This is a genomic window from Planococcus sp. NCCP-2050 (assembly GCF_023708025.1).
Classification (GTDB): Bacteria; Bacillota; Bacilli; order Bacillales_A; family Planococcaceae; genus Planococcus.
Genome location: NZ_BRCX01000004.1, coordinates 190,839 through 216,370, shown reverse-complemented (window position 1 = coordinate 216,370; position 25,532 = coordinate 190,839). Strand labels below are relative to the sequence as shown.

Genomic DNA, 25,532 nt, shown 5'->3' with positions numbered 1-25,532 from the left:
GGTTTGTTTAATGAAACGCGTTGGATATTTCTTTCTTTACCTGGCTTTGATAGTAGTGGCATTATTTCAAATCCTCCCACTCATCTGGCTGTTCCTGTTCTCTTTGAAGAGCAACCAGGAAATCTTTGCAGGTTCACCGTTTTCTTTGCCGTCGGAGTTCAGATGGGAAAATTACCAGAAAGTCTGGGACGGGGGAATCGGCACTTATTTCTTCAATAGTGTGTGGATTACCATTGCAGCAATCGTCTTTACCGTGCTATTTGCAAGCATGGCGGCATTTGCATTGACGCGCATGAAGTGGAAACTAAGCGGCCTCGTGCTCGGGCTTTTCATGATTGGCTTGATGATTCCAATCCACTCAGCGTTGATCCCGCTCTACAGCATGTTCTTGAGCGTCGACATGATCGATAACCCGTGGTCAATTGTCATCACGTACACCGCGTATAATTTACCGATCACCTTAATGATCCTGCTCGGTTTCTATTACACCTTGCCGCACGAAGTCGAAGAAGCGGCAATCATCGATGGCTGTTCGATTCATCGTATGTTCTTCCGCATCATTTTGCCGATGACAACGCCGATCATGGCTACTACGGTCGTCATCAACATGATCTACAACTGGAACGAATTCGTTTTCGTCAACACCTTCATCAGCTCAGAGAAATACAAAACGCTGACAGTCGGGATCCAGAACTTCATCGGCCAATACATGACCGACTGGGGTGCAATCGGCGCGACGTTGATCATCAGCGTCTTGCCGATCATCATTGCCTTCATCTTCTTCAGCAATAAAGTTGTTGAAGGGATTTCATCAAGTGCGGTGAAGGGGTAAAAAGAAAAGCGGAAGCGCCTGGTCAGCTCCGACAGGCTTAAGGCAGAACACGAAGGGAATCCTGATTTCCGTAGTGGGCTGCCTTAAGACCCCGAGAAGCTGGCCATCGGAGTCTGGACACAAGAAAAGCTTCACCCAAGAGGAAAATCGATTTCCGCTTAGGTGAAGCTTTTTATTGTGGCAGCTCACTCGTGCTTTTCTCAGCTGTTTTATTGAAAGCGTTCAAAGAAATCCACATCGTGATGAAGGCATAGGAACTTGCGCCGAAGATGAACGCGAGTGCTGGCAATGCCTGCATGATCAGAAACAGCGGAACTAGGCAAAGCAGGATCAGCAAACTGTGAAGCGGATAGATCAGCATGATTAAAAATGCGTTTTTTAGCACTTGGGTGGCTTTGATATCAAAATGCACAAATGTCGGGAATAGATAAAACAGGAACAATAAAACCAAAAGCATGAAAGCGAACAAAGGAATCGATATCCAGGTTAGATGGGCAGCGTCTAAGGCTAACAAGTAGAAGACATCAGCGGCGATTAACGCGCCAAGCAGCCAAACAAACAGGCCCATCGCATTGCTTTTCACAAAATCTTTCCGGTAATAATCCCAAAACGTACGGAAAACGGGCACGTCCGTCTGGCCGCGCAGCCATTTTCGGCAAACGGAGAACATAGCTGTCGTAGCAGGGAACAGCCCTAAGATGACTGCGCCTGCTAATGTGAAAACAACCCACAATAAATTCAAATAGGCAAAACGGGTAATCCATTCGGTAATCTGGTAAACGGTATTTTTGGTGGAATTCATCTATGACCTTCCTTACATTCGATTTTATACAAAGCGACATCGATAAATAAAACTTACTTAAAAGCATACCTCAATTACTTGAATTGAACGAATAAATATTGCTGAAAAACTTCATAGATAAAAACTTTCACTTTTATTTTATTTAGAAAAGAGCGAAGCGATTTCATCATTGCCTGCAAATAGTCGAATCATTCTAAATAAAACTTTGTTTAACCAATAGACAAACTAATTGTAACTTGTTATAATATCAAATGAAAGCCTTTTCATTAAGGATAGACTCATTTAATTTTCAAATAAGCAGAACATCATACTTAGGAGGCAAAAAATTATGGCATATTTCGAGAACATTGACAAAATTAAATTTGAAGGTGCATCTTCAAAAAATCCATTCGCGTTTAAATTTTACAACCCGGAAGAAGTGATCGGCGGCAAGTCGATGGAAGAAATTCTTCGCTACGCGGTTTCTTACTGGCACACATTCACAATGGATGGATCTGATCCATTCGGCGCCGGTACAATGAACCGTCCATGGGATAAATTCAGCGGAATGGATTTGGCTAAAGCACGTGTAGATGCAAGTTTCGAATTCTATGAAAAAATGGACGTGCCATTCTTCTGCTTCCATGATATCGACATTGCACCAGAAGGCAGCAACTTAAGAGAATCGAACCAAAACTTAGACGTCATCGTTGCGATGATCAAAGATTACATGAAAGACAGCAAAGCGAAATTGCTTTGGAACACAGCCAATAACTTCACGCACCCGCGCTTTATCCACGGTGCTGCAACATCCAACCATGCAGACGTTTTCGCTTATTCAGCAGCTAAAGTGAAAAAAGGCTTGGAAATCGGTAAAGAACTTGGCGCCGAGAACTACGTGTTCTGGGGCGGCCGCGAAGGCTACGAAACATTATTGAACACAAACATGAAGCTTGAGCTTGATAACTTGGGCCGCTTCTACCATATGGCTGTTGATTACGCGAAAGAAATCGGCTTCGACGCACAATTCTTGATCGAGCCAAAACCAAAAGAGCCGACAACTCACCAGTACGACTATGATGTAGCGACTGGCCATGCATTTTTGCAAAGCTACGGTTTGGAAAATCACTTCAAATTCAATATTGAAGCAAACCACGCAACGCTTGCAGGCCATACATTCGAACACGAATTGCATTATGCACGCATCAACAACATGCTTGGATCCGTTGACGCGAACCAAGGCGATCCGCTTCTTGGATGGGATACAGATGAATTCCCGACAGATCTTTGGTCAACGACGCTTGCGATGTACGAAATCCTTAAAAATGGCGGACTTGGCAAAGGCGGCTTGAACTTTGATGCGAAAGTACGCCGTGGTTCATTCGAGCCTGAAGATTTGTTCCACGCACATATCGCGGGAATGGATGCATTTGCTGTTGGCTTGAAAGTTGCTCAGCAATTGATCGACGACAAAGTATTGGATTCCATCATGGAAGACCGCTACCAAACATACACAGAAGGAATCGGCCTCGACATCGTCGAAGGCAAAACAGATTTCCACAAATTAGAAGAGCATGCACTTGGCTTAACTGAAATCAAACAAACATCTGGCCGTCTTGAGCAGATCAAATCTACAATCAACCAGTACTTGCTGCAAGCTTTCGCTAAATAATAAGAGTCTGCTAACGCTAGGAGAGCTGTCGCTATGAAATATGTTATTGGAGTCGATCTTGGAACGAGTGCCGTGAAAATCCTGCTGGTCAACCAGAAAGGGGAAGTGGTGCACAGCGTTTCGAAATCGTATGCATTGATTCAAGAAAAAACAGGATACAGTGAGCAGAATCCGCACGACTGGGTGACTCAAACAACTTCCGGGTTGCTTGAGCTCCTCTCCGGTTTTGATGGAACTGCAGAAGACATTGAAGGCATCAGCTTCTCGGGGCAGATGCATGGCCTTGTGCTGCTTGACGAAAACAATGAAGTCTTGCGCCCGGCTATTTTATGGAACGATACAAGAACGACGGCTGAATGCCAGCAAATATACGATGTCGTAGGCAATGAACGACTGCTCGAAATTACGAAGAATCCGACGCTTGAAGGCTTCACGCTGCCGAAGATTCTTTGGGTCCAAAAGCACGAACCGGAAATTTTTGCGAAAGCGAAATCGTTCGTTTTGCCAAAAGATTATTTGCGCTTCAAGATGACCGGCAATTTGGAGATGGAATTCTCGGATGCTGCCGGCACTTTATTGCTCGATATCAGCAAAAAACAATGGAGTACAGAAATCTGTGAGCTTTTGAATATTGATCCAAACCTGTGCCCGCCGCTTATCTACTCGCATGACGAAGTGGGCACGGTCACGGCTGAATATGCAGAAGCTTCAGGGCTTGCACCGACCACCCGCGTTTTTGCTGGAGGTGCGGATAACGCATGCGGTGCAATCGGTTCCGGAATTCTGGAAGATGGCAAAACGCTTTGCAGTATCGGGACTTCCGGTGTTGTGTTATCTTATGAAGCAAGCAGCGACAAAGATTTTGGCGGCAAGGTCCATTACTTCAACCATTCGGCGCCGGACGTCTATTACACGATGGGTGTAACGCTTGCGGCCGGCTACAGTTTGACTTGGTTCAAGGAAACCTTTGCGGCGGATGAATCATTTGAAGATTTGCTTGCTGAAGTGGGTTCTGTTCCAGCTGGATCTAACGGTTTGCTGTTTACGCCGTATCTTGTCGGTGAACGCACACCTCATGCAGATGCGGCAATCCGTGCAAGTTTCATCGGGATGGATAGTTCCCATCGCCGAAAAGATTTTGCCCGGGCAGTATTGGAAGGCATTACATTCTCTTTAAATGAATCCATCGAGATTTTCCGCGAAAGCGGAAAAGAAATTGATACGATTGTGTCAATTGGCGGCGGGGCGCAGAACAAAGACTGGCTTCAAATGCAGGCAGATATTTTCAATGCGAAAATCGTCCGCCTGACAAGCGAACAAGGTCCGGGAATGGGTGCAGCCATGCTTGCTGCTTTCGGCAGTGGGTGGTTTGCTTCATTAAAAGAATGTGCGGATGTCTTCTTAAAAGAAGATTCGCAGTATGAACCGAATCCAGCGAATGTAGAAAGCTATCAAAAACTATTTTCTATTTATCAAGATATTTACGGACAAACAAAAGAGATGAACGAAAAGCTTTTGGCGTTCCGTAAATAGGCAATATAAATAAGAGTCTCAACTTTTGGGTTGGGGCTCTTCTTTGTAAGTATTTATAAAATAGAATGGGAGTGGCATAGATGGATTATCGGCAAATCGGCAAGACAGATTTAAAAGTGAGTGAACTTAGTTTTGGAACATGGGCAATTGGGGGCTCGTGGGGGAAGACGAATGACCAGGAATCGTTGAAAGCTTTGGAATATGCGATGGAGCAAGGCGTCAATTTCTTTGACACAGCTGACGTTTACGGCGATGGCCATAGCGAAGAGCTTCTTGCGAAAGCGACAAAAGGCAGACATGATGAAATCCATATCGCAACAAAATTCGGCCGCGCCGATGATTTTGCGGATCCAAAAAACTACACAATGGAAAGCGTCGCAGCATATTGCGAAAATAGCTTGAGACGTCTTGGGCGTGAACAAATTGACTTGTTCCAAATCCATTGTCCGGCTACCGATATTTTACGCGACGGCCGCGTGTTCGAAGTGTTGGACCGCTTAAAAGAACAAGGCAAAATCCGCTATTATGGCGTGAGTGTGGAAACGGTTGAAGAAGGGCTGATTTGCCTGGAAAACCCGAATGTCAGCAGTTTGCAGGTCATTTTTAATTTATTCCGCCAAAAGCCGATTGAGGAATTATTCCCGAAAGCGAAAGAGCAAGGTGTTGGAATTTTAGCGCGTGTGCCTTTAGCGAGCGGATTATTGACCGGGAAATTCAAAGTGGATGCCCAATTTGAACAAGACGATCACCGCAATTTCAACCGCAATGGCGATGCTTTCAATGTTGGGGAGACTTTTGCCGGACTGGAATTTGAAAAAGGGGTCGAATTGGCTGAAAATTTAAAATGGATTGCAGAAAATAGAGGAAATATGTCGCAAGCCGCGTTAAAATGGATATTAGAGCATGATGCTATTTCTTCTGTGATTCCTGGCTTTAAATCAGTTGCACAAGTGCAAGACAATCTGAAAGCAGTCGAGGCTGCACCTTATTCTGCAGAAGAAATGGACAAACTTGCAAGATTCTATAAAGAACAGGTGGCTTCTGAAATCAGAGGAGCATATTAAACAAAAGTAAGCGCTTTATCGGCTCGTACTGGAGCCTTTACACAATTTGGAGGGATGAAAATGGCTGGGTTAAACTTAGTGAATGTGAAAAAAGTCTACGATAAAGGGGTAGTGTCGGTTCAAGACTTTAATTTGGAGATCCGCGACAAGGAATTCTTGGTGCTCGTCGGACCGTCCGGCTGCGGGAAGTCCACGACTTTGCGTATGATTGCCGGGCTTGAAGACATCACGGAAGGCGATTTGTTCATTGGCGACAAGCGCGTCAACGACGTCTCGCCAAAAGACCGCGATATCGCGATGGTGTTCCAGAACTATGCGTTGTACCCTCATATGAACGTTTACGATAACATGGCGTTCAGCTTGAAATTGCGCAAACTGAAAAAAGCGGAAATCAAAGAACGCGTTGAGAACGCAGCGAAAATCTTGAACTTGGAAGATTATTTATACCGCAAACCAAAAGCCTTATCAGGTGGTCAGCGCCAGCGGGTAGCACTAGGCCGTGCAATCGTCCGAGATGCTGAAGTGTTCTTGATGGATGAGCCATTATCCAACTTGGATGCGAAGCTGCGTGTGCAAATGCGTGCGGAAATCCAGAAATTGCACCGCCGCTTGCAGACGACAACGGTTTACGTAACACACGACCAGACAGAAGCGATGACGATGGCGACTCGCCTTGTCGTTATGAAAGACGGTTTTATCCAGCAAGTCGGTACGCCGAAAGAAGTGTACGATTTGCCAAATAATATGTTTGTCGGCGGGTTTATCGGTTCGCCAGCCATGAACTTCTTCCACGGGAAATTGGAAGGCAACCAATTTGTCATGGGCGACCAGCGCTTATTGGTGCCAGAAGGCAAGCTTGCGGTATTGAAGGAAAATGGCTTTGGCGACAAAGAAGTGATCCTTGGCGTACGTCCGGAAGACATTCACGATGAGCCATTATTCCTTGACCACTCGCCGCACACGAAGATCAAAGCACCAATCGAAGTGGCGGAATTGATGGGCTCGGAAATCGTCTTGTATTCGCAAGTGAACGGCGAAAGCTTTGTGGCACGCGTCGATGCACGCTTCAACGTGGAAGCTGGCCAGACGATCGAAATGGCGATGGACTTGAACAAAGCCCATTTCTTCGATCCAGCAACAGAACTACGCATCAAATAATAAGCGATAGGCAAGAAGCGCAAAGCTGTCTTGAAATCCAAAGCCGCTACGGGACAGTCGATGCGCCCCTTAGCGGCTTTTTTAATGATTAAAAACCAAAGGAGATGATGGAATGGAAAAAATACGATGGGGCGTTTTAAGCACAGCAAATATTGGTAGAACCCAAGTCATACCGGCAATTTTCAGAGCGGAAAATGCGGAAATGTCCGCGATTTCGAGTAGAGGAGACCGTGTGTATGCTGCGGCAAGAGAGTTAGGGATTCCAAAAGCGTATGAGAGTTACGAAGCATTGTTGGATGATCCGGAAATTGACGCGGTGTATATCCCTCTGCCAAACAATCTACATAAAGAATGGGTCATCAAAGCGGCTGAAAAAGGCAAGCATGTGCTTTGCGAAAAACCGGCAGCGCTGTCGGCCCAAGAAGCGAAAGAAATGATTGAGGCATGTGAAGCGAATGGAGTGAAATTCATGGAAGCTTTCATGTATCAATTGCATCCGCAGCATGCCCGGGTAAAAGAAATCATTGCATCCGGCGAAATCGGCGATGTGAAGCTCATCAAATCCAGCCATTCGTTCTACTTGAACAACCGGGAAGCGGATATCCGGATGGATAAAGCGATGGGCGGCGGAAGCATTTATGATGTCGGTTCTTATTGCGTTCAAGTTATTCGCCATTTGACGGATTCAGAGCCTGTGAAAGTCCAAGCGATTGCCGAATTGGATGAGGCGACCGGAATCGATTTGACGTCGACGGTCTATATGAAAATGGACAATGGCGTCAAGGCGATGTTCGATTGCAGCTTTGATATGATCAACCGCAACGAGTATGAAGTCATCGGTACTGAAGGGAAGATCAAAGTGCCATTCGCTTTCCGCCCGGATATTAACGGGGGAATTGGAAAAGTCATTATCCAGAACAATGGCATGACCCGTGAAGAAAAGATTTACGGCGATATCTACCGGATGGAAATCGAGCAATTCTCACGGGCAATTCTAGACGGCGGGGAACCGGCCATCACGACAGAATCCACGCTAAAGAATATGGCCGTGTTAGATAAATGCTACGAATCGATCCAGAATACCTGAAACAAGGTGTTTTGGATTGAAAGTTCCCGCATGCTAAACTGGAATCATTAATTTAAAAAAGGCGGGACTGGCATGCTGGCATTGAATATTCTGGACTACTCACCAATCGATGAAGGAAAAATGGCGCGGGAAGCGCTGCTGGAGACAACAGAACTGGCACAGCTTGCAGAGCGCTCCGGCTACAGCCGGTTTTGGGTAGCGGAGCATCATAAAGTGGCATCGGTTGCCGGAAGTACACCGGAAATGCTGATGATGCATTTGGCGACTTCTACGTCGAAAATCCGGATCGGTTCGGGTGGTGTCATGCTTCCGCATTACAGCACTTATAAAGTGGCTGAAAATTTTCGTATGCTTGAAGCACTTCATCCGAACCGAATCGATCTTGGCATCGGTCGTTCGCGCAGTTACCAGGCAGTCAATAAAGCGCTGAATAGCATGCGTGAAAGAGCGGAGCCTTATGAAGAACAGCTAAACCAATTGAAAAACTATTTGGCCGATAAGAGTGAGTTGCCTGCGATGCCCATCACTGAAACAGCGCCCGAGTTGTGGCTGCTCGGAACAGCTGAAGGCAGCGCAGCCCTCGCGGCTGAAAAAGGCATGGCGTATTCCTATGCCCATTTTGCCCGGCCTTCTATCGATGGAGTGGAAATCATCGGGAAATACCGCAGCGAATTTAAAGCTTCACCGTTTTTGGTGCAGCCGAAAGTGATGATTGCTGTATTTGCTGTTGTTGCGGAAACAAAAGAACAAGCGGAAGAGATAGCAAAAGCCTTTGACCTTTGGCTTCTATTCGTCGAATCGAATACGCCTCCGCCTTATTATCCTTCGATCGAAACTGCTAAATTGCGGGGCTTCAGCACAAGGGAACAGCAAAAAGTACTGGAAAACCGCAAGCGTATGATTATTGGAAATGCTGATTTTGTGAAGGCAGAAATCGAAAGGATTGCGGAACTTTACAAGGCGGATGAAATTACCATTATCCCGAATGTGGCGGGAGCGGAAAATCGCATGAACGGCATTCGTTTATTGGCAGAAGCATTTGGATTGGCAAATGAATAAATTTTAAAGTTCTTTGAATCGCTGCGAAACTTTTCTGACTTCTTTTCGTATAAATTGATAACCTACGAAAAGCGAGGAGAATCGCGGATGAAAAAGAAAAGGGAAAAGAAAGACCGAACATGGGCATGGGAATTGATCGATTTAGCGGAATTGCTTTACCATGTTGTGCTCTTTATTCCGCGCACGGTTTTAAGAATTGCAAAAGATCTTTAAGCGAAAAGCTTCTGCCATCAACTTGGCAGAAGCTTTTTTGTTTTATAAATATGTAGAAAGAGTTAAATTGGATTATCCTAGTTTTAGGATTTTATAGAAGGGTAAAGAGAAGAGTGGCGAAAAAGATGCACGAAAGCAGCCAGCATTTTCATGGCTTTAACATTAGAAGATATTTTCAAAGATTCATCCAATACATTCTACCAATTGAAAAGAGGAGTGAAGGAAATGAAGACGGATTTTTCGAAAGTGTATATAAACGGCGAGTGGCGCGACGGTTCAAGCGACCAGATGATGGCGAATACAAATCCTTTCACTGGCGAGAATTTGATCGCGACGAAAGCAGCCAATAAAGACGATTTGGATGCGGCTTACAAGGCGGCAGCGGAAGCGCAAATCGAATGGGCGAAGGAATTGCCGCAGAACAAACGGGCGATTCTGGAGAAAACAGTGGAAGTCATGCAGGAAAACAAACAATTGATCATCGACTGGCTCGTAAAAGAAGCGGGCAGCACGGTCATTAAAGCGACAGTCGAATTCGGCGCAGCTTTGGATGTGGTGAAGCAGTCGATGGCTTATCCATTCCAGATGGAAGGGAAAATTTTGCCTTCCCAGCAGCCCGGAAAAGAAAACCGCATTTACCGCAACCCGATCGGCGTCATTGGGGTCATCAGCCCGTGGAATTTCCCGTTCCATTTAGCGATGCGGTCCATTGCACCGGCTCTTGCAACCGGAAATGGAGTCGTGGTGAAACCGGCAACGGATACACCGATTACCGGCGGTTTGATTTTCGCCAGCATTTTTGAAGCAGCTGGATTGCCGAAAGGACTATTGAATATCGTTGTCGGACGCGGCTCAGAAATCGGTGATGACGTTGTTAAGCACCCAATTCCGCGACTGATTTCCTTTACCGGCTCAACGGAAGTGGGTATGGGCATCGGAAAACTGGCAGGCGGCAATTTGAAGAAAACCGCTTTAGAACTGGGAGGCAATAACGTCTTTGTCGTACTGGATGATGCAGATATCGACCAAGCGGTGGATTCTGCGCTATTCGGCAAATTCTATCACCAAGGCCAGATCTGTATGGCTATCAACCGGATATTTGTCCATAAAGACAAATACGATGAATTCGCTGAGCTCTTTATCAAACATGCCGGAAAATTGAAATACGGCAATCCGGCAGAACAGGATACGAATGTCGGACCGCTGATCAACCGCAAGCAAGTCGACCGCATCTTGGAAGACTTGGAAGAGAGCGTCAAGCAAGGCGCAGAAATCCGCTTAGGCGGCAAGGCTGACGGCAACGTCCTTGAGCCGACGGTTGTCACTAACGTCACGAACGAAATGCCGCTCGCAGTCAATGAAATCTTTGGGCCGGTGGCAATCTTGATTCCGTTCGAAGACGACGACGATGCAGCGGAAATGGCCAATGCGCTGCCATACGGATTGAGCGGAGCTGTCCATTCTTCTAATTTAGAACACGGCGCAGCGTTTGCCCACAGAATCCATACGGGCATGATCCATGTCAATGACCAGCCGGTCAACGACGAATCGCATGTGCCATTCGGGGGAGAAAAGAACTCCGGGCTTGGCCGTTTCAACGGCGAATGGATCCTCGAAGAATTCACAACCTTAAAATGGATCTCCTTGCAGCATCAACGCCGGGACTACGGTCCGTTCATCAACCAATTGAAAGAATAAACGACAGGGACCTTTGCTTCGGCAGAGGTCCTTTTTTAGTTTCAGAAATAATACAACTAAATAGTTTAATAATATCTCCAAGAGGTGTATGAAATTCGGTAAAGAAGGAAGTGGAATGGACTTGCAGGGAAAAATGCCAGCAGCAACAGGCGGAGCATGGGGAATTGGCTTAGCCACAGCGAAAGTTTTTATCAGCAAAGTTTAAAACACATTTCTGGCCGAATTGAACTCCAAATAAAAAGAGAGGCTTTCACTGAAAGCCTCTCTTTTGCGTGGACTGCCAGTATTTCCGATTTCAAAGGCGAGGATTCAGCATGCGCAAACCGTTTAAAATCACAAGCAAGGTGCTGCCTTCATGGCCGATGACGCCAAAGGGAATGGAAAGGGACTGCATAAAATTCAAGAAAACAAGAATGACAATCACCCCGACTGAAAAATACATATTCTGCTTCACGATTTTTTCCATTTTTCGGGCAAGCCGAATCGAATAGACAATGCGGGATAAATCATTTTTCATCAAGATCACATCAGCAGTTTCCAATGCTACATCCGTTCCTTCACCCATCGCTATTCCGGTTGTAGCGGTTGCGAGGGCGGGAGCGTCATTGATGCCGTCGCCGGTCATCGCCATATTAGGGTAGTCCTTCATCCGTCTCTTCAATTCTTTTACTTTATCCCCGGGCATGCAGCCGCCAACGTAATCATCCACCCCGCTTTCTTCGGCAATCGCTTTGGCGGTTTTTACATTATCGCCCGTCAGCAAGATGCAAAAAATCCCTTCTTTTTGCAGTTCTTGAATAGTGCTTTTCGTATTCGGGCGGATGATATCCTTTAATGCAATGGCTGCAGCGATTCCTTGGTTATCGCGCACAAATGTCACAGTTTTTCCTTCATTCGCCAGACGTTCCAGCAAGTTTCCGTGAAAAATTTCGGCTTCCGACTCACCGACAAATGCGGGCTTGCCGACTTTTATTTCCTCGCCGGAAATTACCGCCTTCAATCCATTGCCCGGCACATCGGTTATTTGCAGACCGGAGAGCGGGACAATGCCTTTGGATTGAATAAATTCCGTAATGGCTTTTGCGAGCGGGTGGTTGGATTGCATTTCAATGCCGGCAACCTTTTCCAGTAGAGCGTTCTGTGAGATTCCTTCACGCAATACGAAGTCAGTTACTTGGGGCCGGCCCATGGTTAAGGTTCCCGTCTTATCAAATGCGATTGCCTGGACGGCGCTCAAGTTTTCCAGATGGACGCCGCCTTTGAAGATAATGCCGCTTTTGGCTCCGTTGGAAATGGCCGCTAGTGTAACGGGCATAATTGACGCCACTAGAGCACATGGCGAAGCCACCACGAGTAGGAGGATGGCCCGGTAGAACGTGGTATTCCAATCCCAGTCAAATAAGTAATGCGGCAGGAAAAGCATGAGTGAGAAGACGATCAAGACGATATTGACATAGTTTCCTTCAAAGCGCTCGACAAATTGCTGGGAAGGGGGCTTTTCATTTTGGGCAGACTGAACGAGGTCGATAATTTTCTGTACAAGCGTTTCAGAATTCGGTTTCGTCATCTCCATCGTAATCGCCCCGCTTAAATTGACTGTAGAGGCAAATAGTTCGTCTCCGGAATCTTTGGAAACCGGAATGGACTCTCCCCTGATTGAAGATTCATCGACAACCGTATGGCCAGTCAAAAGCCGTCCGTCTGCAGGAATGCGTTCGCCAGGCTTCACGACAAGCGTATCTCCCGCTTGGAGGGAAGAAATGCTGACCCGAGACGTGGTCTCGCCTTGTAAAAGCCAGGCTTCTTCAGGTTGGATTTCCATTAAAGCGGAAACTTCTTTCCGGCTTTTGTTCATGGTATAAGTTTCTAATGCACCGCTAAGCGAAAAAATGAAAATCAGAATCGCGCCCTCTGTCCAGTAGCCGATCAGCGAAGCACCGATGGCAGCGAGCACCATTAACAGCTCGACATTGGGTTTTCGGTTTTCAATGGTTTTTTGGATGCCGTATTTTGCTTTGGCATAGCCGCCGATAAAAAAGGCGAGCAGATAAACAGGTATCGAAAAACTTACGAATGCATTTTTCTCAAGCACATAAGCAAGTAGAATTAAAATTCCAGATAAACAGGCTGCGATCAATTCTATATGAGATTTCCATTCTTTCATACTAGCCGCTCCTTTAAATTTAGGGCTCTGGGTCGGGAAGGGATCATCCTAAGGAATAAGGGCTTAAGCTCTTTGAAATAAGAGAAGTCCAGTTTGCTTGAAAACAAGTTAACCGGACTTCAGTTTATTGCTTTATAGCTGTTCGCTTCTTTCTTCATCAGCTTCCACATTATCTTGGCGAACGACTAAGACATCGCAAGGGCTGCTTCGAACGATGTGCTGGGAAACGCTGCCGAGGAGAAAATGTTCAAATGCATTTAAACCTTGGGCTCCGCAGACGATCAAGTCGGCGCTAAGCTGTTTTGCATAATCCCGGGCAATAACTTTTTTAGGCGAGCCGGGAACAACGAATGTATGGGCTTCTTGGACTCCAGAATCCAGCGCCTTGGCTTTGTAACCCTCAAGAAGTTCTCTTCCATACTTGAATGCTTCATCTTCTATATGCGGTTCGTGAAGCTTGATAGCTGTGTAAGACCGGCTATCTACTACGTAAATAATATTCAGTACAGCGGTATTTCTCTTCGTGATGCCGATTGCTTTTTCAAAAGCGCGCTCCGCTTCGGCTGATCCATCGACGGCAACTAGAATGCTTTTGTATGCAAAATACATGTCAATTCCTCCCGTCATAAATTTGCTTAGCAAGTAGTTCTCTATACCGAAGGCAATCTCCTGCATATTAAGAGAATCATTCAAGCAATTGTAGGGAAAGAAATTTCGTTATTTTTGTATAGAGGCCTTTTTGATTATTTTTCAGAATTTATCCGCGATTGGTTGATTCTGAAAGCACTTTCATTTATAGTTTAACTAAACCGATTTACTAAACCGATTTATAAAGATAGATATAGTATACAAGAGAGGGGTAATATCTTGGCTAATCAATATAATGTTTTTACTTTAGGAGATGCATTGATCACGTTCAATCCTTCTGAAACTGGGCCGCTGCGCTATGTGCCTTCTTTCACCCGGAAAGTGGGCGGGGCTGAATTGAATTTTGCGATCGGCTGCGCACGCCTTGGTTTGAATATCAAATGGGCAAGCCGGCTGGGCGGAGACGAATTTGGACGGGTTATCTATAATTTTGCCCGCGGAGAAGGAGTCGATTTGTCGGAAGTCGAGTTTGTGGAGAACTATCCGACTTCCTTGAATTTTAAAGAGATCCGGGAAGATGGTTCCGGCAAGACGTTTTACTATCGCTATCAATCTCCGATCTTAACAATGGAGCCGAGCGATATAACCGAAGACATGTTTCAAGGGGTAGATTTGATTCACCTGACCGGCGTTTTCCTAGCGATTGATCCGAAAAACTTGGATATTGTAAAACGGGTGTTGGAAATCGCAGCTGAAAAGGATATCCGCATTTCATTTGACCCGAATATTCGATTGAAGCTTTGGACCTTGAACCAGGCAAAAGCCGCATATATGGAAATTCTGCCGTCAGTGGATATTTTGCTGACAGGCTTGGATGAAATCGAGATGATCATCGGTGAATCTACAGACCAAGCACTTGAACAATGTGCGAAAGACTTCAACATCGAACAACTTGTAATTAAAGACGGCGGCAACGGGGCGCGAGTTTACCAAAACGGCGCTTGGCATAAAAAAGAGGCGTTCCGGGTGAATCCGATTGATACAGTAGGCGCAGGGGACGGCTTTGACGCTGGCTATGTATACGCAACGCTTCATGGCTATTCGCCGGAAGAAGCGCTGGAATTTGCAAACGGCGTCGGAGCATTGGTTACAACGGTATCTGGCGACAACGAAGGGCTGCCTTATTTAGAAGAAGTGACGGCTTTGATCCGTAAAGAAAAAGTTGTAGAACGTTAAATAGAAGAGGAGCTGAAAAAATGTTAAAACATGAAGTGTTAGCAAATTTGACCAAAACGAAAGTCGTCGCAGTAATTCGCGGGACTAGTGCAGAAGAAGCGATTGAGTTGTCAAAAGCGGCAATCCAAGGAGGCATTCCCGCAATCGAATTGACGTATACGACACCTCAAGTGCAGAACGTCTTTGAAGCATTAAAAGAAGAAGATGTGCTTCTCGGTGCAGGGTCGGTCTTGGATCCGGAAACAGCGCGCCACGCCATTCTCGCCGGAGCAAAGTTCATCGTCAGCCCGCATTTCAATGAAGACATCGCACCCGTCTGCAACCGCTACGGCGTTCCGTATTTGCCTGGCTGCATGACAATCCGTGAAATGGTCAAAGCACTTGAATCCGGCAGCGACATCATCAAATTATTCCCGGCGAATAATTTCGAGCCGTCATTCATCAAATCAGTCAACGGCCCGCTTCCGCATGTACGGATCATGCCGACAGGAGGCATCAACTTAAACAATATCCAAGACTGGATTTCCGCTGGAGCAGTAGCAGTGGGTATCGGCAGCGATTTGAATAAAGCTTACGCAGCTGGCGGATTTGAAGCAGCTGTTGAACTAAGCAAACAATACATGGAAAAAAGTGCACAATAGAGGAGGAAACCCCGAATGAACATGACATTCCGTTGGTACGGCAAAGATAACGATACTGTTACCCTTGAAAATATCAAGCAAATTCCTGGTGTAAAAGGAATCGTCTGGGCATTGCATGATGTTCCGGCAGGAGAAGTGTGGACGAAAGAAGCGATCAAAGCGGAAGTGGATTATATCGAATCTTACGGTTTCCATACCGAAGTGGTGGAGAGCGTCAATGTCCACGAATCAATCAAACTCGGAAATGCAGACCGCGACCGCTATATTGAAAACTACAAAGAGTCGATCCGCAATTTGGCGGAAGTCGGCGTGAAAGTGATCTGCTATAACTTCATGCCGATCTTTGATTGGACGCGTACGGAAATGTTCCATCCGTTAGAAGACGGTTCAACGGCATTATTCTTCGAGAAATCGAAAGTAGAGAACTTGGACCCGCAGGAATTGGTGCGTACCGTGAACGAAGCGTCGAATCTGACATTGCCAGGCTGGGAGCCGGAAAAACTTGACCGTTTGAGTGAATTGTTCGAAGCTTATAAAGAGATTGATGAAGCGCAGCTGTGGGAGAATTTGGCTTATTTCCTGAAAGCGATCTTGCCGACTGCTGAAGAAGCAGGGATTAAAATGGCCATCCATCCGGATGATCCGCCGTATACGATTTTCGGATTGCCGCGCATCATCACGGGTGAACAAAGCTATGAAAAACTGATCGAGATTTCCGATTCAGCATCCAATGCGTTTACGATGTGCACCGGATCCATGGGAGCAAGCCTATCCAATAATATGGTGGAAGTGGCGAGAAAATATGCGAAGCGTGCGCCATTTGCGCATATCCGCAACGTCAAAGTTTATGACAACGGAGACTTTACGGAAACTTCGCATTATACGCAAGACGGATCGATTGATATTAAAGGCGTCGTAAAAGAATTGCATGAACAGGATTATGGCGGTTATGTGCGTCCAGACCACGGCCGCCACATTTGGGGCGAAGTTTGCCGACCGGGATATGGATTGTATGACCGTGCACTCGGAATTATGTACTTGCTTGGTTTGTGGGATGCTTACGAAACAAAAAGAACGGAGGATGCAAAATGATTCCAATCCATGAAAATTTAAAAGGCCGTACAGCGGTTATTACAGGTGGCAGCGGTGTACTCTGTTCAGAAATGGCACGCGAACTGGCTCGCCACGGCGTGAAAGTGGCGATTTTAAACCGGACAGCTGAAAAAGGAGCAGACGTGGCAGCGGAAATTAACGCTGCAGGCGGAGAAGCATTGGCTGTAGCGGCGAATGTCTTGGACCGTGCTTCTTTGGAAAAAGCAAAAACCGAAATTCTGGAAGCTTTCGGCAAAATTGATATTTTGATCAATGGCGCAGGAGGAAACCATCCGGACGCGATTACAGGGCCGGAAACTTACGATGAATCGGCAGAAGGAAAATCGTTCTTCGACTTGGAAGAAGAAGGCTTCTCAAATGTTTTCTCGGTTAACTTCACCGGAACATTCCTTGCAAGCCAAGTATTCGGCAAAGAATTGTTGAAGAGCGAGTCACCGGCAATCGTCAACTTGTCTTCGATGAGTTCGTATGCGCCGATGACCAAAGTACCTGCATACAGTGCGGCAAAAGCATCGATCAACAATTTCACAATGTGGATGGCGGTTCATTTTGCGGAAACGGGCTTGCGCGTCAACTCAATCGCACCGGGCTTCTTCTTGACAACGCAAAACCGTGATTTGCTGCTCGATCCAGAAGGCAATCCGACATCGCGTTCAAAGAAAATCCTGACAGCGACGCCGATGAAGAAATTCGGCCAGCCGGAAGATTTATTGGGGGCACTATTATTCTTAGTGGATGAATCGTATTCATCATTTGTTACCGGTACGACTTTAGCGGTCGATGGCGGCTTCATGGCTTACTCAGGAGTTTGATGGGTCCATGAAAACCGTGACCATCGCAGAAGTGGCGGAACATGCAAAAGTATCCAAAAGCACCGTTTCGCAGTATTTGAATAAACGCTATGAATACATGAGCGAAAACACTCGGAAACGGATTGAAGCGTCAATCGAAGAATTGAACTATCATCCGAATGTCATTGCGAGAAGCTTAAAGCAGAAGTCGACATTTACAGTCGGTGTGATCGTTGCAAATATCCTTCACAGTTTTTCAACGCAGATTCTCCGGACGATTGAAAATAATTTCAATGGGCAAGGGTTCCATACGATTATTTGCAATGCGGATGACGAACCCGAAAAAGAGCGGAATTACATTGAAATGCTCTTAGCAAAGCAAGTCGACGGTTTGATTATCTTCCCGACCGGCGGGAATTTGGATTTATATGAACAAATGAAGAAAAGAGATTTTCCGGTCGTCTTCATGGACCGGAAAATTGAAGGATTGGATATTGAGACGGTCATGCTTGATAATCATCGTGCAGCTGAACTGGCGGTCCGCAAATTCGCTGAAAGCGGCTATTCAAGAGTTTCCATCGTGACGACTTCGATTATCCGAAATACGAGCCCTCGGGTCGAACGGATTGAAGGGTATCGAAAAGCGATAGAAGAAGTTAACCTGACAGCCGACCCGGCTTATATCCAAACAGCTGATGCGGAAAAGATCCAGGAAGTGCTGAAAGATTTATTCGCCTTGCAAGAGCCGCCGGAAGCAATTCTAGCCGGCAATGATATCGTCTTGATCGAGGTGCTGAAATTCATGAAAGAGCAGCAGCTGCATATACCAAAAGATGTCGCAGTCATCGGCATTGATGAAGTGCCGTTTGCGAGCTTCTATTCACCGCCGCTTACGATTGTTTCGCAGCCGACGATTGAAATGGGGAACTTGGCAGCTGAGCTTTTGTTGAAGCAGATCAACGGAACTTCGGAAAAAGAAAGTCCGGTTGTGCACCGGCTTCAACCAAGCCTGATCGATCGGGATTCTTGTTGAAGAAAGAGATAGACTGGAATCCAGTCGCATTAAAATAGCCTGCCGGCTTTTACCGGCAGGCTATTTATGTGTTGAAGAAGCTACTAAGAAGCGCTCATAAATATCGTCTCAATTGTTTTGCGCCATATCTCTTTCGAATTTTCTAGCACCGGCGCGGTTCCGGACTGAGCGGAGCAATAAGACGAGTGGTCTTCTCGGCTTATTGTGGGAGCGCTGTCCATAGCGCCGAAGTGCGATCATTAGAAATAGATGCTTTAATTCAGCCCGTTTTCAATAGACTGAGAGCAAGAGTGCAGGCTATTTTTCTTAACCCGTAAATACTTGGTCGTACGGATAGCGGAAATGGTCTTTCTTCGGTTTCATTAAGATGAAAAACAAAGTGAGCGGACCAATTCGGCCAACGAACATCACGAGGCTTAAAAGAATTTCGCCGAGATCGGATAATTGTGCCGTGATTCCCATGGAAAGCCCCACTGTCCCGAATGCGGATACAACTTCAAACACTAAAGGCAGAAAAGGGATTTTCTCTGTCACGGTCAGCAAGAAAGAAAACAATAGCACGAGCAGAAGGCTGATGGTTGTGATGGCGAGCGACCGGACGATGGTTTCGATCCGTATTGTACGGCCAAAGATCTCCGGTTCTTTTTGTGAGCGCAAAAAAGCATAAGTCGATAACAGTACGACGATAAAAGTGGTCAGCTTGATCCCGGATGCCGTCGAAGCACTGCCCGCACCGATGAACATTAATACCATCGTGAATAACAAGGTCGGATCTTCCAATGTCCCGTAATCGAAAACATTGAATCCTGCGGTCCTCGGAGTTACGGCTGCAAAATAGGAAGACAGGATTTTTTCTCCCCACGCCTTTCCGCCAAGCGATTCCGGATTGCCAAACTCCAATGCGAGAATGATCAAGGTTGCGCTTAGATTCAAGGCGACTGTACCCCATATCATCAATTTTGTATGGAGCGACCAGGAGCGCAAAGATTTTTTTTGATAAATGTCGACGACTACGGTAAACCCTAAGCCCCCAAGGATAAACAAGCTGGACAACAGCACCAGGACAAAAGGATCATTGCCGAAGCTCATCAAGTTATCGGGAAACAAAGAAAAGCCGGCATTGTTGAAAGCGGATATAACGTGAAACACGCTTAAATTCACGGCTTTCTGAAAGCCATAGTCCGGCAGCCAATAAATTGTCAGCAGTACAATGGCGATCGCTTCCACACTTAAAGCGAAAGTGAGGATCATTTTGACCAGTTTGACAATCCCGCCAATGGAGTTTTGAGAGAAAGATTCTTGCAGGTAGATCCGGTTTTGGAGGCCGATTTTCCGCCGCAGCAAAATCAGGATCGCTACTGCAAAAGTCATCAGCCCGATACCGCCGCACTGGATCAGTAAGAGCAAGACAATTTCACCGAACAGGGTCAACGTGGTGCCAGGGTCAAATACGCTAAGTCCAGTGACAGTAGTGGCCGATGTGGCAGTAAACAAAGCGTCTGTCCAGGAAATCGGTGCAGTTGTAGCAATCGGCAGCTTTAATAGCAGGGTCCCTAACGTGATTAAAAACAAAAAGCTGCTAGCAATGACGATGGGTGGAGAGACTTTAACTTGCTTTTTTTTGGATGGCTTCACAATGGCACTTCCTATAGATAAGAGTGAAATAATAGCTAACTGTATGCCTGTTTTTTGAAGCTGTCAATAGAATTTTTTTGTCTCGAAAACCTCGAAATTTTCTCTAGAAAAAAGAATTATTCCATTAAATAAAAAATAGTATTGAAAACGCATACATATAAGAATAGAATTGGTATAGACATCTATACATTTTGACATCATAGAGACAGCTAAAAACCAATAAGAAGGGTGGAATTAATTTGTTCAGTTTTCTGCAAAAAATCGGGAAGTCGTTAATGTTCCCAATTGCAACATTGCCTGCAGCCGCTTTGCTTCTGCGTTTAGGGCAAGATGATCTCTTCGGCATTCCGTTCCTGTCAGCGGCAGGAGCCGGGATTATCGACAACTTGGCCATCATTTTTGCGATCGGGATCGCTTTCGGGCTTGCCCATGACAGCAACGGGGGAGCCGCGCTTGCCGGTGCCGTTGCGTATCTCGTCCTAACATCAGCCATTGTCACGATCAATGAGTCCATCAATATGGGCGTTTTTGCCGGAATTCTCTCGGGGATTGTCGGCGGTCTCTTATACAATAAATTCTATAACGTGAAATTCCCAACTTGGCTCGCCTTCTTCGGCGGCCGGCGTTTCGTTCCGATTGTCACCGCGGCAACCATGACCTTACTTGCCGGGATTTTAGGCTATGCATGGCCGCCGGTACAAGATTTGATTGACGGCGCTGGCGACTGGATCTTGAATGCCGGCATGTTCGGCGTAGGGGCTTACGGTTTCTTGAACCGTTTGCTATTGCCGACAGGTTTGCACCATGTCATCAACACGATTGTCTGGTTTGACTTCGGTACATTTACAGATGCAACAGGTGAAGTCGTCCGCGGAGAGATCAACCGTTTCCTGAAAGGGGACCCGACAGCTGGGCCATTCCTTTCCGGCTTCTTCCCTATCATGATGTTCGGCTTGCCAGCAGCTTGTCTGGCGATGTATGCAGCTGCTAAAAAAGAGCGCAAAGCCCTAATCGGCGGAATGCTCTTCAGTATCGGATTCACGTCATTCCTAACAGGGATCACAGAGCCGATCGAATTCTCGTTCATGTTCTTATCTCCATTATTATATGTAGTCCATGCTTTATTGACCGGCGTATCGATGATGGTCGCTTATGCACTGGATGTCCATCACGGCTTCGGCTTCTCGGCCGGCGCCATCGATTATGTCCTGAACTACGGGCTTGCCCAGAATCCGCTTGTCTTACTTGTGATGGGCCTTGTCGTAGGTGTTATTTACTTCTTCATTTTCTATTTCTTGATCATCAAACTGGACTTGAAAACACCAGGGCGTGAAGATGAAGACGAAGAAAACGGCAATGCAGATACAGGCAATAATGGAATCGACATCCGCGCTTACCACACGATCAACGCACTTGGCGGCAGCGATAACATCCAAACCGTCGATTATTGCACGACGCGTTTGCGCCTGACAGTTAAAGACGCAGACAAAGTGAACGAAAAAGAATTGAAGCGCCACGGCGCAATGGGCTTGATGAAAGTCAATAAAACCAATGTTCAGGTAGTCATCGGAACAGCTGTTGAGTTCTTGGCGGATGCCATGAAGAGCCGTTTGGCAAAAGGAAATCCAACTCCTGAAAATCTGGATGCGCCGATTGAAAAATTGCCGGCGGAAGCAGAACTTCCGAAAGTCATCATCGACAAAGATTTCTTTATGCCGATCGATGGGAAAATCATTCCATTGTCTGAAGTACCGGATGATGTCTTTGCAAAAGAAATGATGGGACCGGGATTTGGTATCGTTCCTTCAGGAAACACGCTTCATTCACCGATTGACGGAAAAGTCGTTACGGTCTTCCCGACAAAACACGCCATCGGCATCCAAACGGATACAGGAGTCGAACTTCTTATTCATGTGGGGCTGGATACGGTAAAATTAAAAGGTGAAGGGTTTGAAACTTTAGTCGAGCAAGGGCAGCTGGTCCAAGCAGGAGATGCGTTATTGAAACTCGATCTTGCTTATCTTGAAGCCAATGCACCGTCTATTGTCACGCCGGTCATTTTTACGAACTTAACCGGACAAAAATTACAGATGCTAAAAGACGGCAATCAGAAGCAGGGAACTGCGTCTATTCTAAAAGTCGAATAAATAAGAAACCGTCTAACCAGGAACTCGGATCTCGAGTTTCCTGGTTTTTCATAAGGAGCGGATAAAAATGAAGAAGACCATGAAAATCTCGCATGTATGGATTGCCGATGCCGTAAATGAAAGCTTTATGGGCGACATTTTTATAGAAGGAAGAGAGATAACGGAAATGGCGCCTGAGATAGCGCGTCCTGCCGATATTGAAATCGACGGCAGCGGAAAGAATTGGACAGTGGCTCCCGGATTTATCGACGTACACATTCACGGATCTGCCGGGCATGATGTCATGGATGCGACGCCGGAAGCGATCAACGGGCTTGCGGCATCGTTGCCAAAAGAAGGGACGACGAGTTTTCTGGCGACGACGATGACACAATCGGACGAAGCCATTTCAGAAGCGTTGGAGAATATCAGCACGTTTGAAGCAGAGGAAAAGCAGGCAGAAATGCTCGGCGTCCATTTGGAAGGGCCGTTCATTTCGCCGAAGCAGCCAGGCGCGCAGCCTGCTGAATTCATCACGCTGCCATCCGCTTCGCTTTTCAATAAATGGCAAGTGCTCAGCGGCAAACGCATCAAAATGATTACGATGGCCCCGGAAATCGAAGGCGGCTTCGCTTTTGTCAAACAATTGAAATCAGCAGGCATCATTGCCTCGATGGGCCATTCAGACGCGAGCTATGAGGAAATGCAGCAGGCGATTGGAGCAGGCGCGAGCCACATCACGCATTTATATAATCAAATGAGTGCGTTTCACCACCGCGACCCAGGTGTTGTCGGAACAGCTTTGCTAGAAGAAAAATTGACGGTGGAACTGATCGCGGATTTTATTCACAGCCATCCGAAATCGGTTGAAATGGCTTATCGGCTGAAAGGGGCGGACCGGCTTATATTGATCACCGACGCGATGCGGGCAAAAGGATTGCCGAACGGAGTCTATGACTTGGCGGGACAAGACGTCCACGTAACAGAAACCGGGGCGCGGCTTGAGAGCGGCGCTTTGGCCGGAAGCATCTTGACGATGGATACCGCAGTGCGCAATGTGCGCTCCGTGACGAATTGCAGCATTTCGGATCTGGTGGCGATGACTTCTGCAAATGCCGCAAAAGAGTTGGGGCTAACGCAAAAAGGGAAAATCGAAGCCGGAAGAGATGCAGACCTCGTCATTTTAGATGAGGAGTTGAACGTTCGCACGACAATTTGCAGGGGGACTATTGCTTTTGCAAAGGAGGAATTGTAATGAACACAATTGTAGTTGAAAATTACGCAGAAATGAGCAGGCGCGTTGCAGAAATTTTGGAACAGCAAATTGCTGAAAATCCGCGTTCGGTATTGGGGCTTGCGACAGGTTCGACACCGCTCGGGCTGTATGAGCGAATGGTGGAAGGCCATCAGCAGCGCGGCATTTCCTATGAACATGTCCAAACCTTCAACCTGGATGAATACAGAGGGCTGAACAAAAACCATCCGAACAGCTACCGGATTTTCATGATTGAAAACTTGTTCAAGCATTTGGACATCCCGATGAGCCATACGTATATCCCGAACGGCCAGGCGCATTCCGTTGAAGAGGAATGCTTGCGCTATGAAGCATTGATTGACCGGATTGGGCCGATTGATTTGCAGGTTCTTGGGATGGGGACAAACGGACACATCGGTTTCAATGAGCCCGGAACGGCTGAAGAAAGCCTGACGCATATCATCGAATTGGATGAATCGACCCGCAAGAACAATGCGCGCTTTTTCGAATCGCCCGAAGATGTGCCGACCCATGCGATTACGATGGGCATCGCTTCGATTATGAAAAGCAAGAAGATCCTGCTGCTCGCTTCCGGTGAGAAAAAAGCCCAAGCGGTGAAAACCTTATTGGACAAAAACATCAGCGAGGATTTTCCGGCTTCATTTTTATGGAAGCATGCCGATGTCACGTTAATCGCAGACCGCGAAGCCTATCAGTTGGTTGAGGCAGAAGGGCTGTGAACGAATTGCTCGACAAGCAATCCCCTATTCCAATCTACATTCAAATCGAAGAACAATTGAGGGCGCGTATTAAGGCCGGAGAATTCGAAGCCGGCACTGCGATTCCGTCAGAACGCGAGTTGACGGAAAGCTTCGGTGTCAGCCGTATGACTTTGCGTCAAGCCGTCACGAATCTAGTCAATGACGGCCTGCTCTACCGTGAAAAGGGCCGCGGCACATTTGTGGCCATACCGAAAGTGGAACAGCCGCTGAACGGGCTTACAAGCTTCACAGAAGATATGAAAGCCAGAGGCATGGCGCCGAGCAACCAACTCATCGAGTTCAAGGAAATCGAACCGGAAGCGGATATTGCCGGGGAACTTGGGCTCCAGGGTGGGGAAAAAGTATTTTCAGTCAAGCGGATCCGCTACGCCGATGACAAGCCGATGGCCATCGAACGGACATTTTTGCCCGTAAAACTTTTCCCGCAATTGACAGAAGAAGCGCTAAAAGGCTCACTTTATTCTATAATAGAAGAGCAACAGCTAAGGATCGGCCATGCTTCGCAGCGAATGGAAGCCGCTTTAGTGAAAAAGGAAGATGCGGAACTTTTGAAAATTGGCATGCCTTCCCCAGTGCTATGCATTGAGCGCCTCAGCTATTTAGGGGATGGGATTCCATTCGAACTGGTTCGAAGCATCTACCGGGCGGATCGCTATAAATTCATCACCGATATTAAACGATAAAGAGGAGATTAGAAAATGATTGAAAAAAGTTACACGATTACAAGCGATGAAGGGCTTCACGCACGACCAGCAGCAAAATTAGTGGCAAGTGTTTCGTCATTTGCATCAGATGTCAAATTGGAATTCAAAGACAAGCAAGTGAACATGAAATCGATTATGGGCGTCATGTCTTTAGGGATTTCGAAAGGAAAAGAAATCAAAGTCATTGCAGATGGAGCAGACGAGGAACGCGTCATCGAAACTGTCGATGAACTGATGAAAAATGAAGGCTTAGGAGCTTAAAAAATCTCCTTAAAAAGTCAACAGAACCAAGCAGCAGATCCAACCTTTGAAAAAAGGTACAGGGTCTGCTGCTTTTTTATTCGCTGATGATTTCCAGTGATGAGAA

At 46.5% G+C, this 25,532-nt stretch carries 23 protein-coding genes; 19 read left to right on the top strand and 4 right to left on the bottom strand.

Annotation, left to right across the window (positions count from 1 at the left end; translation table 11 throughout):
• Window positions 1-10 precede the first annotated feature (10 nt).
• Window positions 11-832, top strand: coding sequence for a carbohydrate ABC transporter permease (locus tag NFU07_RS14055; RefSeq protein WP_251479128.1), 822 nt, complete (start codon window positions 11-13; stop codon window positions 830-832).
• 172 nt (window positions 833-1,004) lie between these two features.
• Here NFU07_RS14055 and NFU07_RS14050 read toward each other — a convergent pair whose 3' ends face one another.
• The gene (locus NFU07_RS14050) at window positions 1,005-1,634 is read right to left on the bottom strand and encodes a YesL family protein (RefSeq protein WP_251479127.1); all 630 of its coding nucleotides are present in this window, start codon (window positions 1,632-1,634) and stop codon (window positions 1,005-1,007) included.
• A 328-nt stretch (window positions 1,635-1,962) separates the two neighbouring features.
• Between NFU07_RS14050 and xylA the strand changes: the two genes are divergently transcribed.
• From xylA to NFU07_RS14015, 8 genes are all read left to right on the top strand, one after another.
• On the top strand, window positions 1,963-3,285 hold the full coding sequence (gene xylA, locus NFU07_RS14045; RefSeq protein WP_251479125.1) for a xylose isomerase: 1,323 nt from the start codon (window positions 1,963-1,965) through the stop codon (window positions 3,283-3,285).
• A gap of 33 nt (window positions 3,286-3,318) precedes the next feature.
• Complete coding sequence (xylB, locus tag NFU07_RS14040; protein WP_251479123.1) at window positions 3,319-4,818, top strand: xylulokinase; 1,500 nt, start codon at window positions 3,319-3,321, stop codon at window positions 4,816-4,818.
• Between the two features lie 80 nt (window positions 4,819-4,898).
• The gene (locus NFU07_RS14035) at window positions 4,899-5,882 is read left to right on the top strand and encodes an aldo/keto reductase (protein ID WP_251479122.1); all 984 of its coding nucleotides are present in this window, start codon (window positions 4,899-4,901) and stop codon (window positions 5,880-5,882) included.
• A 60-nt stretch (window positions 5,883-5,942) separates the two neighbouring features.
• Window positions 5,943-7,040, top strand: coding sequence for an ABC transporter ATP-binding protein (locus tag NFU07_RS14030; RefSeq protein WP_251479120.1), 1,098 nt, complete (start codon window positions 5,943-5,945; stop codon window positions 7,038-7,040).
• A 112-nt stretch (window positions 7,041-7,152) separates the two neighbouring features.
• Complete coding sequence (locus NFU07_RS14025; RefSeq protein WP_251479118.1) at window positions 7,153-8,127, top strand: Gfo/Idh/MocA family protein; 975 nt, start codon at window positions 7,153-7,155, stop codon at window positions 8,125-8,127.
• A 72-nt stretch (window positions 8,128-8,199) separates the two neighbouring features.
• Window positions 8,200-9,186, top strand: a complete 987-nt coding sequence (locus tag NFU07_RS14020; protein ID WP_251479117.1) for an LLM class flavin-dependent oxidoreductase — start codon at window positions 8,200-8,202, stop codon at window positions 9,184-9,186.
• Window positions 9,187-9,273: 87 nt separating this feature from the next.
• Window positions 9,274-9,399, top strand: a complete 126-nt coding sequence (locus NFU07_RS17710) for a hypothetical protein (protein ID WP_285835971.1) — start codon at window positions 9,274-9,276, stop codon at window positions 9,397-9,399.
• A 225-nt stretch (window positions 9,400-9,624) separates the two neighbouring features.
• Window positions 9,625-11,097, top strand: a complete 1,473-nt coding sequence (locus NFU07_RS14015; protein WP_251479115.1) for an aldehyde dehydrogenase family protein — start codon at window positions 9,625-9,627, stop codon at window positions 11,095-11,097.
• A gap of 295 nt (window positions 11,098-11,392) precedes the next feature.
• On the opposite strand, the gene NFU07_RS14010 is transcribed toward NFU07_RS14015, so the two are convergent.
• Window positions 11,393-13,261, bottom strand: a complete 1,869-nt coding sequence (locus NFU07_RS14010; protein ID WP_251479114.1) for a heavy metal translocating P-type ATPase — start codon at window positions 13,259-13,261, stop codon at window positions 11,393-11,395.
• Between the two features lie 132 nt (window positions 13,262-13,393).
• On the bottom strand, window positions 13,394-13,870 hold the full coding sequence (locus tag NFU07_RS14005; RefSeq protein WP_251479112.1) for a universal stress protein: 477 nt from the start codon (window positions 13,868-13,870) through the stop codon (window positions 13,394-13,396).
• 258 nt (window positions 13,871-14,128) lie between these two features.
• Between NFU07_RS14005 and NFU07_RS14000 the strand changes: the two genes are divergently transcribed.
• From NFU07_RS14000 to NFU07_RS13980, 5 genes are read left to right on the top strand one after another with little or no spacing between them, the layout of a single operon-like run.
• Window positions 14,129-15,085: a sugar kinase gene (locus tag NFU07_RS14000; RefSeq protein WP_251479110.1), complete on the top strand. Its 957-nt coding sequence runs from the start codon at window positions 14,129-14,131 to the stop codon at window positions 15,083-15,085.
• Window positions 15,086-15,105: 20 nt separating this feature from the next.
• Complete coding sequence (locus NFU07_RS13995) at window positions 15,106-15,726, top strand: bifunctional 2-keto-4-hydroxyglutarate aldolase/2-keto-3-deoxy-6-phosphogluconate aldolase (RefSeq protein ID WP_235198250.1); 621 nt, start codon at window positions 15,106-15,108, stop codon at window positions 15,724-15,726.
• 15 nt (window positions 15,727-15,741) lie between these two features.
• A complete protein-coding gene (gene uxuA, locus NFU07_RS13990; protein ID WP_251479108.1) occupies window positions 15,742-16,818 on the top strand; it encodes a mannonate dehydratase in 1,077 nt (358 codons plus the stop codon).
• Window positions 16,815-17,651 (top strand): SDR family oxidoreductase, encoded by an 837-nt coding sequence (locus NFU07_RS13985; RefSeq protein ID WP_235198252.1) that lies wholly within the window; start codon window positions 16,815-16,817, stop codon window positions 17,649-17,651. Before uxuA ends, NFU07_RS13985 begins: the two co-directional genes overlap by 4 nt.
• A 7-nt stretch (window positions 17,652-17,658) precedes the next feature.
• Entirely contained in the window at window positions 17,659-18,663 is a 1,005-nt protein-coding gene (locus tag NFU07_RS13980) for a LacI family DNA-binding transcriptional regulator (protein WP_251479106.1), read from the top strand.
• 306 nt (window positions 18,664-18,969) lie between these two features.
• Here NFU07_RS13980 and NFU07_RS13975 read toward each other — a convergent pair whose 3' ends face one another.
• Complete coding sequence (locus NFU07_RS13975) at window positions 18,970-20,298, bottom strand: TrkH family potassium uptake protein (protein WP_251479104.1); 1,329 nt, start codon at window positions 20,296-20,298, stop codon at window positions 18,970-18,972.
• A gap of 239 nt (window positions 20,299-20,537) precedes the next feature.
• Here NFU07_RS13975 and nagE point away from each other — a divergent pair, with 239 nt between their 5' ends.
• From nagE to NFU07_RS13950, 5 genes are all read left to right on the top strand, one after another.
• A complete protein-coding gene (gene nagE / locus NFU07_RS13970; protein WP_251479101.1) occupies window positions 20,538-22,445 on the top strand; it encodes an N-acetylglucosamine-specific PTS transporter subunit IIBC in 1,908 nt (635 codons plus the stop codon).
• Window positions 22,446-22,512: 67 nt separating this feature from the next.
• Window positions 22,513-23,679, top strand: coding sequence for an N-acetylglucosamine-6-phosphate deacetylase (nagA, locus tag NFU07_RS13965; protein ID WP_251479099.1), 1,167 nt, complete (start codon window positions 22,513-22,515; stop codon window positions 23,677-23,679).
• Window positions 23,679-24,419 (top strand): glucosamine-6-phosphate deaminase, encoded by a 741-nt coding sequence (nagB, locus tag NFU07_RS13960; protein WP_251479097.1) that lies wholly within the window; start codon window positions 23,679-23,681, stop codon window positions 24,417-24,419. The genes nagA and nagB overlap by 1 nt, the downstream gene beginning before the upstream one ends.
• 5 nt (window positions 24,420-24,424) lie before the next feature.
• Window positions 24,425-25,144, top strand: a complete 720-nt coding sequence (locus NFU07_RS13955) for a GntR family transcriptional regulator (protein WP_251479198.1) — start codon at window positions 24,425-24,427, stop codon at window positions 25,142-25,144.
• 15 nt (window positions 25,145-25,159) lie between these two features.
• Complete coding sequence (locus tag NFU07_RS13950) at window positions 25,160-25,426, top strand: phosphocarrier protein HPr (protein ID WP_285835970.1); 267 nt, start codon at window positions 25,160-25,162, stop codon at window positions 25,424-25,426.
• Window positions 25,427-25,532 lie beyond the last annotated feature (106 nt).